At 67.9% G+C, this 14858-nt stretch carries 17 protein-coding genes; 10 read left to right on the top strand and 7 right to left on the bottom strand.

Annotated features, from left to right (window positions below):
• The first annotated feature begins 155 nt into the window (after window positions 1-155).
• The 6 genes from ACN0T5_RS16410 (at window position 156) to lpxK (ending at window position 5681) form a co-directional block, all read left to right on the top strand.
• Window positions 156-1499, top strand: coding sequence for a TldD/PmbA family protein (locus tag ACN0T5_RS16410; protein ID WP_417769706.1), 1344 nt, complete (start codon window positions 156-158; stop codon window positions 1497-1499).
• Window positions 1492-2283 carry a 3'(2'),5'-bisphosphate nucleotidase CysQ gene (locus ACN0T5_RS16405; RefSeq protein WP_417769688.1) on the top strand — a complete coding sequence of 264 codons (792 nt, stop codon included), beginning with the start codon at window positions 1492-1494 and terminating at the stop codon, window positions 2281-2283. The genes ACN0T5_RS16410 and ACN0T5_RS16405 overlap by 8 nt, the downstream gene beginning before the upstream one ends.
• 64 nt (window positions 2284-2347) lie before the next feature.
• Complete coding sequence (locus ACN0T5_RS16400; RefSeq protein ID WP_417769687.1) at window positions 2348-2590, top strand: DUF4170 domain-containing protein; 243 nt, start codon at window positions 2348-2350, stop codon at window positions 2588-2590.
• A gap of 54 nt (window positions 2591-2644) precedes the next feature.
• Window positions 2645-3334 carry a lysophospholipid acyltransferase family protein gene (locus tag ACN0T5_RS16395; protein ID WP_417769686.1) on the top strand — a complete coding sequence of 230 codons (690 nt, stop codon included), beginning with the start codon at window positions 2645-2647 and terminating at the stop codon, window positions 3332-3334.
• Window positions 3331-4656: a 3-deoxy-D-manno-octulosonic acid transferase gene (locus tag ACN0T5_RS16390; RefSeq protein ID WP_417769685.1), complete on the top strand. Its 1326-nt coding sequence runs from the start codon at window positions 3331-3333 to the stop codon at window positions 4654-4656. Before ACN0T5_RS16395 ends, ACN0T5_RS16390 begins: the two co-directional genes overlap by 4 nt.
• Entirely contained in the window at window positions 4653-5681 is a 1029-nt protein-coding gene (lpxK, locus tag ACN0T5_RS16385; protein ID WP_417769684.1) for a tetraacyldisaccharide 4'-kinase, read from the top strand. Before ACN0T5_RS16390 ends, lpxK begins: the two co-directional genes overlap by 4 nt.
• A gap of 2 nt (window positions 5682-5683) precedes the next feature.
• Here lpxK and ACN0T5_RS16380 read toward each other — a convergent pair whose 3' ends face one another.
• The gene (locus tag ACN0T5_RS16380) at window positions 5684-5905 is read right to left on the bottom strand and encodes a DUF2093 domain-containing protein (protein WP_417769683.1); all 222 of its coding nucleotides are present in this window, start codon (window positions 5903-5905) and stop codon (window positions 5684-5686) included.
• A 113-nt stretch (window positions 5906-6018) separates the two neighbouring features.
• Window positions 6019-7812, bottom strand: a complete 1794-nt coding sequence (locus tag ACN0T5_RS16375; RefSeq protein WP_417769682.1) for a monovalent cation:proton antiporter-2 (CPA2) family protein — start codon at window positions 7810-7812, stop codon at window positions 6019-6021.
• A gap of 134 nt (window positions 7813-7946) precedes the next feature.
• Here ACN0T5_RS16375 and ACN0T5_RS16370 point away from each other — a divergent pair, with 134 nt between their 5' ends.
• The 3 genes from ACN0T5_RS16370 (at window position 7947) to ACN0T5_RS16360 (ending at window position 10408) form a co-directional block, all read left to right on the top strand.
• Complete coding sequence (locus tag ACN0T5_RS16370) at window positions 7947-8423, top strand: MOSC domain-containing protein (protein ID WP_417769681.1); 477 nt, start codon at window positions 7947-7949, stop codon at window positions 8421-8423.
• 129 nt (window positions 8424-8552) lie between these two features.
• Window positions 8553-9407 (top strand): patatin-like phospholipase family protein, encoded by an 855-nt coding sequence (locus ACN0T5_RS16365; RefSeq protein WP_417769680.1) that lies wholly within the window; start codon window positions 8553-8555, stop codon window positions 9405-9407.
• An 83-nt stretch (window positions 9408-9490) separates the two neighbouring features.
• A complete protein-coding gene (locus ACN0T5_RS16360; RefSeq protein ID WP_417769679.1) occupies window positions 9491-10408 on the top strand; it encodes an MBL fold metallo-hydrolase in 918 nt (305 codons plus the stop codon).
• 22 nt (window positions 10409-10430) lie between these two features.
• Here ACN0T5_RS16360 and ACN0T5_RS16355 read toward each other — a convergent pair whose 3' ends face one another.
• From ACN0T5_RS16355 to ACN0T5_RS16345, 3 genes are all read right to left on the bottom strand, one after another.
• Window positions 10431-10775 carry an antibiotic biosynthesis monooxygenase family protein gene (locus tag ACN0T5_RS16355; protein WP_417769678.1) on the bottom strand — a complete coding sequence of 115 codons (345 nt, stop codon included), beginning with the start codon at window positions 10773-10775 and terminating at the stop codon, window positions 10431-10433.
• Between the two features lie 99 nt (window positions 10776-10874).
• Window positions 10875-11600: a hypothetical protein gene (locus ACN0T5_RS16350; protein WP_417769677.1), complete on the bottom strand. Its 726-nt coding sequence runs from the start codon at window positions 11598-11600 to the stop codon at window positions 10875-10877.
• A 116-nt stretch (window positions 11601-11716) separates the two neighbouring features.
• Window positions 11717-12430, bottom strand: a complete 714-nt coding sequence (locus ACN0T5_RS16345; protein WP_417769676.1) for a hypothetical protein — start codon at window positions 12428-12430, stop codon at window positions 11717-11719.
• 328 nt (window positions 12431-12758) lie between these two features.
• Here ACN0T5_RS16345 and ACN0T5_RS16340 point away from each other — a divergent pair, with 328 nt between their 5' ends.
• The gene (locus tag ACN0T5_RS16340) at window positions 12759-13388 is read left to right on the top strand and encodes a Crp/Fnr family transcriptional regulator (protein ID WP_417769675.1); all 630 of its coding nucleotides are present in this window, start codon (window positions 12759-12761) and stop codon (window positions 13386-13388) included.
• A gap of 27 nt (window positions 13389-13415) precedes the next feature.
• Here ACN0T5_RS16340 and ACN0T5_RS16335 read toward each other — a convergent pair whose 3' ends face one another.
• Both ACN0T5_RS16335 and ACN0T5_RS16330 read right to left on the bottom strand, forming a co-directional pair.
• The gene (locus ACN0T5_RS16335) at window positions 13416-14285 is read right to left on the bottom strand and encodes a hypothetical protein (RefSeq protein ID WP_417769674.1); all 870 of its coding nucleotides are present in this window, start codon (window positions 14283-14285) and stop codon (window positions 13416-13418) included.
• 131 nt (window positions 14286-14416) lie between these two features.
• Window positions 14417-14848 (bottom strand): nucleoside deaminase, encoded by a 432-nt coding sequence (locus tag ACN0T5_RS16330; RefSeq protein WP_417769705.1) that lies wholly within the window; start codon window positions 14846-14848, stop codon window positions 14417-14419.
• Between the last annotated feature and the right edge of the window lie 10 nt (window positions 14849-14858).

The following is a 14858-nucleotide window of genomic DNA, read 5'->3' as shown; positions in this document are numbered from 1 at the left end:
TAACAAGCACGGTTAAGTTTTTCTGATTGCAACCAAGGTTAGCCATTGGTCACCGAAGAGGGCAAACAAATCGTGACCATGCCGGCGTGCCCGCGCTTGCCGTTGGCGGCGACGATGACTAGAGCTTTGGGCGCAACTCTTTCAGGGACGACATGATGCAAACACCGATCGACCAGGGCAAACTGATGGACGAGGCGCGCCGGCTGGTCGCCGCGGCCCGGTCCGCCGGCGCCGATGCGGCCGACGTCGTTGCGGCGACCGGCGTCGCCTTCTCCGCCGACCTGCGCGACGGCAGGATCGAGGAAAGCGAGCGGGCCGAAGGGGACGACGTCACCTTGCGCGTCTTCTGCGGCCGGCGCGTTGCCAGCGTCTCGGCCAATTCCTTCCACGACGGTGCGCGCCTTGCCGAGCGGGCAGTGGCCATGGCCCGTGTCGCGCCGGAAGATCCGTTCGCGGGCCTTGTTCCCGCCGACGAGATCGCCACCGACTTTCCCGAACTCGACCTTCTCGACCCCGCAACGGTCGATGCCGCGATGCTTGCCGAGCGCGCCCGGGCGGCGGAGGCCGCCGCGCTCGCGGTTGCCGGCGTCACCAAGTCGGGCGGGGCCAGTGCCTCCTGGCGCCTGGGCGGACTGGTGCTGGCAACGAGCGAGGGGTTTTGCGGCGGGTATCTTGTGTCGCGCCATGGCGTCTCGGCAACGGCGATCGCCGGCGAGGGCACGGCGATGGAGCGCGACTACGACTATGACAGCCGTGGCTTCCTCGCCGACCTGGACGATGCCGCCGATATCGGCCGGCGTGCCGGCGAGCGAGCGGTTGCCCGCGTCAATCCGCGCCGGCTGTCGACCCGCACCGCCGACATTGTCTACGAGCCGCGCGCCGCGCGCTCCCTGCTCGGTCATCTTGCCGGCGCGATCAACGGCGCCGCCATCGCCCGTGGCACAAGCTTCCTGAAGGACAAGCTCGGCCAGGCGATCCTGCCGGCCTCCATCTCCGTCACCGACGATCCGACCCGACCGCGTGGCGCGGCAAGCCGTCCCTTCGATGGCGAGGGCCGGCCGGCTGCCCCGCTGACCCTTGTCGAAAACGGCGTCCTGACGCAGTGGCTTCTGGATACCCAGTCGGCGCGCGAACTGGGCCTCGCGCCAAACGCCCGCGCCTCGCGCGCCGGCGCCGGCACCAGCCCGTCAACAACCAACCTGACGCTGTCGCCCGGCAGCCGGTCGCAGGCCGAACTGCTGGCGGGCATCGGCACGGGCCTCCTGGTCACCGACCTGATCGGCCACGGCGTCAACGGCGTCACCGGCGACTATTCGCGCGGCGCCTCCGGTTTCTGGGTCGAGGACGGCCAGGTCGCCTTCCCGGTTTCGGAGATCACCATCGCCGGAAACCTTGTGGACATGTTCGCCTCGCTCGTCGCCGGCAGCGATCTCGACACGCGCTCGGCCTATGCGGTTCCCAGCCTCCTGGTGAAGGACATGACCATTGCCGGTGAGTGACAGCCACGCAAACCTTGCCGACATGGAACTGATCGCCGGTGCCGCGCGCAGCGGCGGCGAGATCGCACTGTCCTATTTCCGCAAGGATCCCAGGCGCTGGACGAAGGAGAACGATTCGCCCGTCTCCGAGGCGGACCTTGCCGTCGACCGCCATCTCGCAGAGGTGCTGCGTGCCGCCCGGCCGGATTACGGCTGGCTGTCGGAGGAAACGGCCGACGACCGCTCGCGGCTGGAAACCGCGCGCAGTTTTGTGGTCGATCCGATCGACGGCACCCGCGGTTTTCTTTCCGGCTCGGGCGAATGGACGGTGGCGATCGCCGTCGTGGAGGCCGGCCGGCCCGTGGCCGCCGCCCTCTACCGCCCGGTCGGCGACGACCTTTACGTGGCGATCCCGGGGCACGGCACCCGGCTCAACGGGCAGCCCGTCTCGATCTCCTCGCGGAGCACGCTGAAGGGCTCGAGCGTCGCCGGTCCCAAGAGCATCGCGGCGCGCGCCGGACTGACCGCCACCGGCCTTTCCCATGCCGGCTATGTTCCCTCGCTGGCCCTGCGCCTGGCACTGGTCGCGCAAGGACGCATCGACCTTGCCGTGGTGCGCGAGAACGCCTGCGACTGGGACCTTGCGGCGGCCGACCTTTTGGTGCAGGAAGCGGGCGGTCGGCTCGAGGACCTTGACGGTCGCGCGCTTGCCTATAACCGGGCCAGTGTCCGGCATCCGGCGCTCGTGGCCGGTCCGGCGGCGCTTGTCGATCCGCTGCGACCGATCCTCGCCGACCTGATGTAGAGCCCTGTCCGCCCGGCCGGATCATCCGGCCAGCCCTGCGATACCCGTTCTCGGAGAGACGTCCATGACGACCACGGAATCCGGCAAGCAACTGCTCCACCTCGTATTCGGCGGCGAACTCGAACAGGTCGACGGCCTCACCTTCCGCGATCTCGACGGCCTCGATCTCGTCGGCATCTACCCGGACTACGCCAGTGCCTACGCGGTCTGGAAGCAGAAGGCGCAGCAGTCGGTCGACAATGCCCACATGCGCTACTTCATCGTCCACATGCACCGCCTGCTGGACCCGGAAACCGACGGAAAGTAGGCGCTTGCTGCAGGTTCGAACCACGCGGAACCCGGTACGGACGCGGAGCACGTCATGCTGAAGCGTGTCGGCCGCAGCCCGGTCGTGCAGCGCCTGCTCGGCACCGCGCTCGCCGCCTATCTGAAACTGGTCTACAGGACGAGCTCGGTCCGCCTCGATCCGCCCGACCGGTTCGAGCGGATCGACGCGGAGATGCCGGCGATCGTCGCCACCTGGCACGGCCAGCATTTCGCGGTGCCGCTGCACCGTCCCCCCGGTCATGCCTTCCGGGTGATGGTCTCGCGCTCGGGCGACGGCGAGATCAACGCGGTCGCCGCGCGCCGTCTCGGCCTCGGCCTGATCCGCGCCTCGGGCGCCCACCATGCCCACCAGGTCGCCAAGCGCGGCGGCATGCGCGGCTTCATCGAGGCGCTGCGCTGCCTGCGCGAGGGCGACAGCATCGCGATGACGGCGGACGTGCCGAAGGTGTCGCGTGTCGCCGGCCTCGGTGTCGTCCAGCTCGCCCGTCATTCCGGACGCCCTATCCTGCCGGTCGCCGTCGCCACCAGCCGCCATATCGACCTGCCGAGCTGGGACCGGGCGACGATCAACCTGCCGGTCGGCCGCATGGCGGTGGTGGTCGGCGACCCGATCCGGGTCTCGGCCAATGCCGGCGAGGACGAACTGGAAGCGGCCCGCCGTGCCGTTGAGGCGGGTGTCAACGCGGCGCCAGAGCGCGCCTATGCCCTGGCGAAAAGCGGATGAGCGAAGCACCCGTTCGGACATCGCCTGCATCCCGCATTGCCGGCACGCTCCTGCTGGGCGCCTACCGGGCGTTCGGGCTAGCGGTGACGCCGTTGCTGCCGATCCTCTTTGCCCGCCGCGCCGCGCGCGGCAAGGAAGACCCGGCACGGCGAGGCGAACGTTTCGGACGCACCGCGAACCCCCGCCCGGCCGGGCGGCTTGCCTGGCTGCACGCTGCCAGCGTCGGCGAGATGAACGCCGCCCAGCCTCTGGTGCGGGCGCTGCGCGCGAAGGGCTTCACGGTGCTGCTGACCACCGGCACGGTCACTTCGGCGCGGATCGCAGGCGGCGAGAGCGATCAGGGCGTCATCCACCAGTTCGTTCCCTACGACACCCCGCCCAACTTCGCCCGCTTCCTGCGCCACTGGCGGCCCGATCTGGCGATCACGCTGGAATCGGAAATCTGGCCGGCGATGATCGCCGCCCTTGCCGCCCGCCGCATCCCGCTGGTCGTGGCCAGCGCCAGCATGTCGGAGCGCACCGCACGCGGCTGGTCGCGCATGCTGCCGATGGCGCGCGCGGTGTTTTCCCGCATTCCGCTCTGCCTCGCCCAGACCGCCGGGGATGCCGCGCGATTGCATCACCTCGGCGTTCCCGCCATCGAGATCTGCGGCAACCTGAAATTCGACGGCACCACGCTGCCCGTCAACGAGGATGCTCTTGCCGCCATGCGGACCAGCCTCGCGGAGCGGCCCGTCTGGCTTGCCGCCAGCACCCACGAGGGAGAGGAATTGCTGGTCGCCCGCGTTCACCAGACGCTCGCCGCCGATTTTCCCGGTCTCCTGACGATCGTCGTGCCGCGCCATCCCGAGCGCGGCGATGCCATCGCCGCCAGCCTTGCGGCCCGCGGGCTGACGCTGTCACGCCGCTCGCGGGGCGAGTTGCCGGTTCCCGGCTGCGACATCTATCTCGGCGACACGATCGGCGAAATGGGCCTCTTCCACCGGCTCGCGCCGGTCGCCTTCATCGGCAAGTCGCTCGTGCCGGAGGGCGGCCAGAACCCGCTCGAGGCCGCCCGCCTGGAAACCGCCATCCTGACCGGACCGCATGTCTTCAACCTGCAGGACATCTACCGTCCGCTGATCGCCGCGCAGGGCGCGGAAGTCGTCGAGGACGCCGACGCGCTTGCCCGGGCCCTTGCGCGCCTGCTCTCGGATCCGGACCTGGTCCGCCAGCGCGCCGCGACGGCCGCCAGCGTGGTTGCCGCCGGAAGCGGCGCGCTCGCCGCGTCGCTGAACGCCTTGGCGCCCCTGCTCGATGCAATCCCGGAGGCACGCAAGTGAGCGGCGGCTGGCGGAGCCCGGCCTTCTGGTGGCAGGCCCGCCCGAGCCTTGCAGCCCGCCTGCTCTCTCCCCTTGGCCTTGTCTACGGAGCGGTCACGGCCGCACGGATGGAGCGCAAGTCCCGCGCCTGCCCCCCGGTTCCGGTGATCTGCATCGGCAACCTCACGGCCGGCGGCAGCGGCAAGACCCCCTTCGCGCTGGCGCTTGCCGGCCTGCTGGCCGACGAAGGCGAACAGCCGGTGTTTCTCACGCGCGGTTATGGCGGACGCCTGTCGGGGTCCGAACCCGTCCAGGTAGACCCTCGACACCACACGGCGGCCGAAGTCGGCGACGAGGCGCTGCTGCTGGCCCGCTGCCGGCCGACCGTGATCTGCCCCGACCGGGTGGCGGGCGCGCGCCTTGCCGGAACGCTCGGCTCGCCGATCCTCATGGATGACGGCTTCCAGAACCCGTCCCTGAAGAAAACCGTCTCGCTGGTGCTCGTCGATGCCGCCACCGGCATCGGCAACGGGCAATGCCTTCCCGCCGGCCCGCTGCGCGCGCCGGTCTCCCGCCAGCTCCCGCATGCCGACGCGGTTGTCGTCATCGGCGCGGGCACGCAGGCCGAACCGGTTCGCACCGCCGCGCGGGATCGAGGCCTGCCGGTGTTCGGGGCGCGACTGGAAACCTCCAACGGTGCGATGGTCGAGGGCCTGTCCGTGCTTGCCTTTTCCGGCATCGGCCGGCCGGCGAAATTCGTCGAAAGCCTGATCGGTGCCGGCGCAAAGGTCGCCGAGCAGCGGTTCTTCGGCGACCACCATGCTTTCCGCGAGGCCGAGGCGCAGCAGCTTCTGGACACGGCACAGGCGGGCGGTTTGAGGCTTGTGACCACGTCCAAGGACCACGTCCGCCTCGGCGGCGCACAGGGAAGCGCGCTGAACGAACTGGCGACGAACAGCCTTGTACTGGAGGTGGAGATGCGTATCGCCGAGCCGGCCGGCCTCGTCGCGCTGCTTCTCGACCGGATCGCAGCGTTCAGGGCCTGATCTCAGGCGGTGTCGCCGTTTTCCCTGTAGCGGGCAAGCGCGCTCGTGGCGTCGACATAGGCTTCCTGGCGCGCGACGCTCCAGTATTTCAGCTCATCCAGCGGTATGGACTGGCCGGTCACCGCGCAGCGCACGAAAGTGCCCGGCGACAGGATCTGGAAGTCCGCGTCCAGATAGCGGATGCGCGCCTCGCCCGGCACGCGCGGTGTTTCGTATCGGTTCATGCGTCTGCTGCCTCTGGCTGCCGTTCGACGGCGCCTTTCGGTCCTCAATACAGGGCCGTCATCACCTTGACCACCCCCTGCGACGCCGCCGCCGCCCGCAGCCGGGCTCCGGCTCACTCGTCCCGCTCCCCGGCCGTGTCTTCGCCGTCCGGCGACCGGCGCGGCGTTACCCGATGCAGCGTGTCCGTGCCCGCCATCATCCCCTCGCGCATCTGGATCTCCATCCGCTCGTTGTCCCGGCGGCGCACATCCTCCTCGATTTCCGCGATGCGGTCGGGGGAGATGCCGAGTTCGCCCAGCGCTGCGCGGGCAAAGGAGATGCTGGATTCGAACGTCTCGCGGATGTGGTAGTCGACCCCTCGCCGGGTCAGCTCCAGCGCATGCATCCTGTCGGTGGCCCTGCAGAACAGTTTCGCATCCGGGAAACTCTCCCGGATCAGATCGATCGCCTGGCCCATGACCTTGTCGTTCTCGATGCACAACGCGACGAGCACGGCCTTGTCGGCGCCGGCCGCCTTCAGCACGTCCGGCCGTGTCGCGTCGCCCACATAGACCTTGTAGCCAAGCTTGCGGGCATAGGCGACGCGTTCGGCGCGGTTGTCGAGCGCGATGATCTCGACCTCCTCCGAGGTGAGCATCTGCGCCGCCATCATGCCGAAACGGCCAAAGCCGATGACAAGCACCGCCGGTCGCGCTTCCTCGAAGGTCTCGACCGCGTCGGTTACGACGCCCCGGCGCTGCAGGCGGCGTACCAGCATGTCGTGAAAGGCGCATCCGACCGGTGTGAACAGCATGGTCAGCACCACGACGGCGATCAGCAGGGTGAGCATTTCACGGCTCAGGATGCCGGCCACCGCCGCGGCGGTGAACAGCACGAAGGCGAACTCGCCGCCCTGGGGGAGCGTGAAGGCGATCTTCAGCGCATCCGCATTGCTCGATCCGAATATCCGCGACAGGCCCCAGATCAGCACGCCCTTGACGCCCATCACCGCGATGACGCCGAGCGCCACGACCTCCCAGTTCTCCATGACAAGGCCGAGGTCGAGCAACATTCCGACGGAGATGAAGAACAGGCCCATCAGCAGCGAGCGGAACGGCTCGATATCGGCCTCCAGCGTGTGCCGGAAACTCGATTCGGCCAGCATCACGCCTGCGAGAAAGGCGCCAAGCGCCATCGACAGGCCGGCCGCATGCATGATGCCGCCGCTGCCCAGCGCCACCAGCAGGGCCGCCGCCAGCATCACCTCCCGTGCGCGCGCACGGGACAGCAGCGTGAACAGCGGCGTCAGCAGGTAGCGCCCGGCCACGATCACGCCGCCGACCGCGGCGATGGTGATCGCCACCTGGAGGAGCACGTCGGCGCCGCCACCATCCGCCTCGCGCGGCGACAGGATCGGGATCAGCGCGAGCAGCGGCACGATCGCCATGTCCTGCAGGAGCAGGATGCCGAAGGCGCGCTGGCCGTAGGAGGTCGTCAACTGGCCGCGTTCCTGGAGGATCTGCAGGGCGAAGGCCGTCGAGGACAGCGCCAGTCCGAGGCCGGCGATCACCGCCAGTTCGCCCGGTTGCCCGGCAAGCAGCAGCAGTCCCACGAGAGCCGCGCCGCAGGCCAGCACCTGCGAGGTGCCGAGCCCGAAAATATCACCCTTCATCTTCCACAGGCGCGCGGGTTCCAGTTCCAGCCCGATGACGAAGAGAAGCAGGACCACCCCCAGTTCCGCGACGCCCCGGACCTGCTCGGCCGAGCGAATGAAATCGAACCCGTAGGGGCCAATGGCAAGCCCTGCCCCGAGATAGCCGACGACCGAGCCGAGCCCGACACGCTTGGCGAACGGCACGGCGACCACCGTCGCCGACAGGAACAGGAGGGATTCGACGAAAAAGGGAGGCGCGGCTTCGCTGGCCATGGTGTCTCTTGTTGCCTCGTCCGGGGTCATGCGGACGGCGGAATCGATTGTCCTTTGAGACTAGCGACTTTCGTCCCGCCGCACCATCTTGGGCGACAGACGCGCGCGACACCCCGGGGAGAGGACGACGACGCATGGAGCTCAAGCAATTGCTGGCCCGCCACGCCGGCACCGGCAGGGTCGAGTGGATCGGCATCCGTCCGGCCCGCCTTGCGCCGGTGCATGTGGTCGACAGCGCCGAGATCGGCGAAGGCGGCATTGCCGGCGACCACCATGCAAGCGGCGGCAAGCGTGCGGTGACCCTGATCCAGGCGGAGCATCTGCCGCTGATCGCCGGCTTCGCCGGACAGGCCGGCCTCGATCCCGCGCTGCTGCGGCGCAACGTCGTCGTGTCCGGCATCAATCTCGCCGCACTGCGCCACCGCGATTTCCGGCTCGGAGCAGCGCGCCTGCGCATCACCGGTCCCTGCGCACCCTGCAGCCGCATGGAAACCGCCATCGGTTTCGGCGGCTACAACGCCATGCGGGGGCATGGCGGTTTCTATGCCGAGGTGCTCGCACCCGGCCAGGTCTCGCTCGGCGACACCGCGCAGGCCGTTGGCGATGACTGATCCCGCAAGGCCGTGGCGTGGGTCCGAAGGGATCGGCCACCGCCATATTGCGCCCCCAATCCTGCGGTTCCTGTCGTGCGTTGCGTCGCCGACATGGCGACGCTGAACGACATTGCAGGCGGAGAGCACATGAGCAGACCCCGGATCGGGCTGGCACTGGGCGGCGGCGGTGCACGCGGCATGGCGCATGTTCCGGTGATCGAGGCCTTCGGCGATCTCGGCATCGTTCCCGACGCCATCACCGGAACGTCGATCGGCGCGATCTTCGGCGCGGGTTTTGCCGGGGGCCTCGACGGGGAGTCCCTGCGTGAGGTTTCGGAGGCGATCTTCCGCGACCGCAACGCGGTGCTTGCCCGTTTGTGGAAGCTCAGGCCGCGCAAGCTCGGCGACGTCTTCGGCAGTCCCCGCATCATGCAGTTCGACGCCGGCAAGGTGCTGGAGCAGTTCGTCGGGCCGCATATTCCCGCCACGTTCGAGGAACTGCAGGTCCCGTTGTCGGTGATCGCCACGGATTTCTTCCGCTGCCGCGAAGTGCAGCTTTCCTCCGGTCCGCTGCACGCCGCCGTCGCCGCCTCGATGGCGATCCCCGCCCTGTTCAAGCCGGTGACCCTCGAGGAACGGATCCTGGTCGACGGCGGGCTGGTCAATCCCCTGCCCTTCGACGCGCTGCCGGACGATATCGACATCGTTGTCGCCTCCGACGTCGTCGGTTCGCCGATCCCGCGCAAGGGGCGAATGGTGCCCGGCGCCACGGATGCCGTGTTCGGCGCCACCCAGATCCTGATGCAGTCGATCACCCAGGAAAAGCTCAAGAGCCGGCAACCGGACATCCTGGTCAAGCCGGACATCGCCGGTTTCCGGGTTCTCGACTTCATGAAGACAGACCGCATCCTCGCCGCCGCCGAGCCGATGCGCGAAACGACGAAGCAGCGCATCGCGGCGGCGATCGAGGCCTTCGAGCGACGGTCCGGGGCCGCCTCCTGAGGGATGCAGGCGCCAGAAGGTTCTTGAAGCGCCTGCGGCCGGCGCTATCCTTCCGGAGCGGAGCGACCCGAAGGAGCCCTGCCATGGCCTTGCCGCCCTCATCGCCTGCGTCTGCCCGTGATTTCTCTCCAGCCGATGCGCATGACGCCCGCAAGGACGTGGCATGCCGGCATCGCCGGTCCGAACGCTCGGCCCTGCCGTGCCTGCGCGCCTTCCTCCTGTCGCTTGCCGTCCCGCTAGGCCTGGCGATCGCCTCCGCCGGGAGCGCCCTTGCGTCCTGCCAGTTGCTGGCCGGTGGCGGCTGGATCACCGAGGAAGAGCCCGTCCATCTGGCCGTCCTCGAGCGCGACCAGGTCGGTATTACCTATGTCGGCCATGCGACCTTCGAGATCGAGACCCCGATGGGCGTGCGTATCGCCACCGATTACAACAACATCCACCAGCCGGAGCGGCTGCCGCGCGTCGTCACCATGAACGGCGCCCATTCCACCCATTTCACCCTCGCTCCCGACCCCGGTATCGAGCATGTGCTGTTCGGCTGGAACCCCGATGGCGGGCCGATGGATCACGACCTCACCGTCGGAGACGTGCGCATCCGCAACCTGCAGACCAACATCCGGGGCTGGGACGGGGAAACGCGCAGGCTCGGCAATTCGATCTTCGTCTTCGAGGTCGCGGACCTGTGCATCGCCCATCTCGGCCATCTGCATCACCGCCTGACCCAGGACGACCTTGCCCGCCTCGGCACGATCGACATCGTCTTCGCCCCCGTCGACAATGCCTCGACCCTGCGCCTCGACAGCCTCGTCGAGGTCATCAAGGCGGTGTCGCCGCGCATCGTGATCCCGATGCATGCCTATACCTACGGATCGCGCGAAAGCTTCGTCGCCCGCATGGCGAGCGAGGGCTTCCGGGTCGAGACCTCTCAGACCCCGCTCCATGTGGTCAGCCGGGCGACACTGCCGGCCGGACAGACCGTGCTGGTGCTGCCCGAGAGGTGACGGCGCGGGAACAGCAGCCGTTTCAGCCGTGCAGGGCGACGCTGTCGCGTGGCGCCTCGTCGCGCTCATCCATGCCATAGTCGCGGATGACACCGGCGACCCGCAGACGATAATTGGCGAAATGCTTGCCGCGCCCGGCCGCCTGGGCGATGCGGTGCTCGGCCTCGTGCCGCCAGTTCGCCAGCGCCTCCTCGTCGCGCCAGAAGGACACCGAGAGCAGCTTGCCCGGTTCGCTCAGGCTCTCGAAACGCTCGACCGAGATGAAGCCGTCCTGCTCGGCGAGCAGCGGCTTCAGGCTGGCGGCAATGTCGAGATAGGGCTCCTTGTGGCCGTCCTTCGGCCAGACCTCGAAAATAACGGCGATCATCGTCTCTCCCTCCGGCGCCACCTGGTGACGGGCAAGGGTCCGATATAGCGCCGTCCGGCCGGCAGGATCGAGGACAAAGCCGCGTCTGGCGGGCAAGGGTCAGCGCGGCTGGAAGGTGTTGCTCGCCGTGTAGGTCAGGCGGATCACGGAAACGCCCGCGAAGTCGACATCGTAGGCGCCCTGCACCACCGCCGGTGAGAGAACGTCCCCGGCAAAGGTCTGCGCGGGTCCCGCGATGACGGAATAGGCCGCGGCCGGCGCCAGTGTTTCGACCAGATTGGGCAGATACTGCCGGGCCTGTGTCGCCGCATAGCGTCCCGAGGCATCGACCTCGCCGATTGCCCAGCAGCCGGCATAATAGACAAGTGCCGCGGCCTGCGCTGCCGCCGTCGGCACGCTTGCATCGCTTTTCATCGTGAAACCGGCCGTCCCCGCCTTCGTGATGGAGACGAGCTTCGGCGCACCATGGCCGGCGCTTCCGGTGAAGCCCGCCGCCACGCTGTCGTCGCCGCCGGCATCGAGCGGAGCCGCGACCGTCTCCAGGAACCCGCCGCCGCCGAGTGCGCTGATCTCGCCGAGCGCATAGGCGAAATCCTCGGACCAGTAGAAGTAGCCGGTGGAAACGACACTGCCCACCTTGCCCGGGATGACCCCGACCAGCCAGGCCAGCGGCAAGGCCGCCGGTCCGGTCGGCACGACGCTCGCCGTCCCTGGATCGGCCAGCATCACGAAGGTCTGGTCATTCGGGGTTTCATTCCAGATTTCGACGTTGAAAGGAGAAACGGCCTCTTCCTCCTCAGGAACCCGGCCTCGCCTGAACGGCATGTACACACCCCTTCCCGCAACCGCTGTCACACCCCCGGCAGCCAGCGCGTGGCCGCGCCGGCAAGGTCCTTCCCGCGCGGACACGATGCCGCGCGGGAAGCGTGCCGGTGTCGGTCTCAGGCCGAGACGAACTGGTTTTCCTCGGTGAACCTGAGCGTGCGCGTCGTCACCCCGTCGAACGTCACCTTGTAGGCGGCGGTCGACGTCGCCGTGTCGATCACCTGACCTTCGACGAAGGAGCCGGAGATGATGTAGTAGGTCGGCTTCGGCGTGAACTGGTAGAGCAGGTTCGGCAGCAGCTCGACGACGACGGTCGGCTTGTTGTTCATGCCAATTCCGACATTGACCGTCATGTTCTGCGACTGCGTCTGGACATGGGTCGGAATCAGTCCGTCGGCCTGGACCTGGATCTCGCCCTTCTTGCCGGAGGTCGGATCGGTGGGAAAGGCCGGCGCGCCGTTCGGAAACGAGCCCAGATAGGTGACGTTGAGCATGTTGTCGGTATCCACGGCGACGCCGATATTGCTTGCCGTCGTGAAACGGCGCGGATCCGTGGTGGTGCCGATGTCCTGCACATAACCGGTGTTCGCCGAGTATTCGATCTGCCAGTCGAAACGCGACTGGCTCGGATTGCTCGGGCTGCCGGGCGCCGCCGTGCCGAGCATCCAGGCCAGAGACAGCGGATCGGTCGATGGACCGACAATGTTGGGAATCGTCTGGAACATGGCGAACTGCTGCAGGCGACTGTTCTCGTTGAGAACCGTCAGGCTGTAGGGTTGCGGAGCTTCGAGATCCCGGTTCGCCGCAATGGCTCCCATTCGAAAAGTCATTTTTCTCTCCAATGCCGTTTCAACCAGAAAACGTGACGGCACGCCCTTTCGCCGCCGACAGGACATGCCGGTTGCGGGCGCCGGAACGGTCCGTTTGCCGCCGGTTCCGCCCCCGCTTCCATGTCGGCGGGAGACGGGTTTCAGGCTAGACCACACTCATTAGGAGAGCTGTTCCCCGAGATACAATTAAAAATTGAAACTTCGGTTATCACTCGACAATGATTGCTTTTTCGGGAGGTCGGCGGGGCTCATGTCGCGAAACCAGTCACGAACTCAACGAACGGCCGCTCTTCGGTCGCTCTCCCTTTTCTGCCATTTCGAGGCAGGCATGCTGGAGCGCGAGACCGGTGCCCTTCAGGAGACGGCATTCGAGGCCGGCCAGGCGGTCTTTCAGCAGGGAGAGCGGCTCGAGACGGCCGTATTGCTGATGTCGGGTGCGGTCGCCGTGCGGCTCTCGTCCGAGGACGGGAAAGAGATCATCATACGCGAGCTTGGACCCGGCGACATGATCGGCGAGGTCGAGCTTATCACCGGGGAACCGACGCTGTGCGAGGCCGTCGCGCTGGCTCGGACACGTGTCCTGCGCATCCGCCGGACGCTGTTCCACCACCTTCTGGACGACCCGGAGTTTTCCAGAAAGCTTCTCGTGCGGGTCTGCGGCCAGGTGCGGGAGATCATGGCCTTTGCCGAAACCATGTCGCTTCACACGCTCGAAACGCGGCTCGCCCGGCTCCTCATGAGACTGTCCGACCGGGACGGCCGCGATGTCGGCGACGGCATCCTCATCGACCGGCCGATCTCCCAGAGCGTCATCGGCCAGATGATCAATGCCAGCCGCCCGAAGATCAATCTGCAGATGCGGCGCTGGCATTGTGCGGAATTCATCCGGGTGCAGGGGTGCCACATCACCATTCTCGACCCGGACGCACTGAACGCCCTGTCGCGACCGCTGCGCTGAAAGCGGCCGTGACAGGGCCTGCCTGTCCTACTGGCAGCCGCCGGCGACATAGGCGAACAGGTCTTCCGTCAGATCCTTGAAGACAGGACCGTAGACATTGCCGCCGCCGCCCGAGGAGATCGAGCTCACCGCCGTGAACGGCGCCGCGTCACCCGTGAACCAGGCCCCTCCGCTGGCGCCCTGGGTGAGACCGTTCGGCGCCGCCTGGAAAGCGTCCCCGATCGTCGCGATGCGCTGCGAGGGCTGCTTGTACATGCGCGCGCCATTGTCGAGGGCTGCCGGATAACCGATCAGCGTCACGTCCGTGAACGCGGCATCCTTGCCGAGCGCGAATTTTCCGACCGCACTGTCGGTCCGGGTCTTGAGCACCGCATAGTCGAAGGCACTGCGCTGGGGCGAGGGCGGATCGTCGGCGACATCCGGCCAGGCGGCCAGGACGGCGGCGTTGTCGATCTCGAACCGGGTGCCGTCACCCCCGTCATAGGCACGGTAGAAGGTGATGTTGGTCGCCTGGTTGCCGCCCTTGAACATGCTGTGCGCGGCGGCCAGCACCGTGTTGTCCATGGCGACGAACTGGGCGCTGGCCTGAAAGTCCTGACCGCCGCGGGTGTAGAACAGCTTGCCGCCATAGGAGAAAGGCGCGACGGCCACGTCGGCCCGGCTGGGGGCGACCATCGGGGCGTCGACGGCCGCGTGGTCGGACGGATTGAGGAGACCGAACACCTCCTCGACCGCGGCCGCACGGCGTTCCGGCGTCCAGTACTCGGTGTCCGCCGCCATCAGCGCGGCGTTGGGCTCCCAGCACAGGAACCGGTCATCCGCACCATGGGCGGGCATGGCAAGGGTCAGGGCGCCCGCAATGGCGCCCATCGATGAAAAACGGAAACTGTACGACATCCTGATCTCCAGATTTCCTGTCCTGAAACGACACTCGGCGGAGCGAAAATCTCCGGCAACGACAGGAAACCTAGCAATCGGCCCGGCACGGCTCAGTCCCCGGGGAAACATCAAGGTGAAATTGTCCGCACTTACGCCCGGCGGTTGCGAAAGAACGCCTTCAGAAGCTCCGCCGCATCGCGTGCCGCAAGGCCCGAGTACACCTCCGGCGCATGGTGGCAGGTGGGCTGGGTATAGAAGCGGACACCGTTTTCCACCGCGCCGCCCTTCTCGTCGGAGGCGCCGAAGTAGAGCCGGCGGATGCGGGAGAAGGAAATGGCGGCCGCGCACATCGGACAGGGCTCCAGCGTCACGTAGAGGTCGCAGTCCGGCAGCCGCTGGCTGCCCGCCGCCGCGCAGGCCATGCGGATCGCCAGCACCTCCGCATGGGCCGTCGGATCGGCAAGCTCCAGCGTCCGGTTGCCGGCGGCCGCGATCACCGCCCCGTCGCGCACCAGAACGGCGCCGACGGGCACCTCGCCGCGCGCGGGGGCGGGCCGCGCCCCGGCCCGCGCCCGGGCCATGAAACCGCCG

The sequence above is a fragment of the Stappia sp. genome, from assembly GCF_048261845.1.
Taxonomy (GTDB): Bacteria; Pseudomonadota; Alphaproteobacteria; order Rhizobiales; family Stappiaceae; genus Stappia.
Note: the sequence above shows the minus strand (reverse complement) of the source record. Positions and strands in the feature narration are given on the sequence as shown.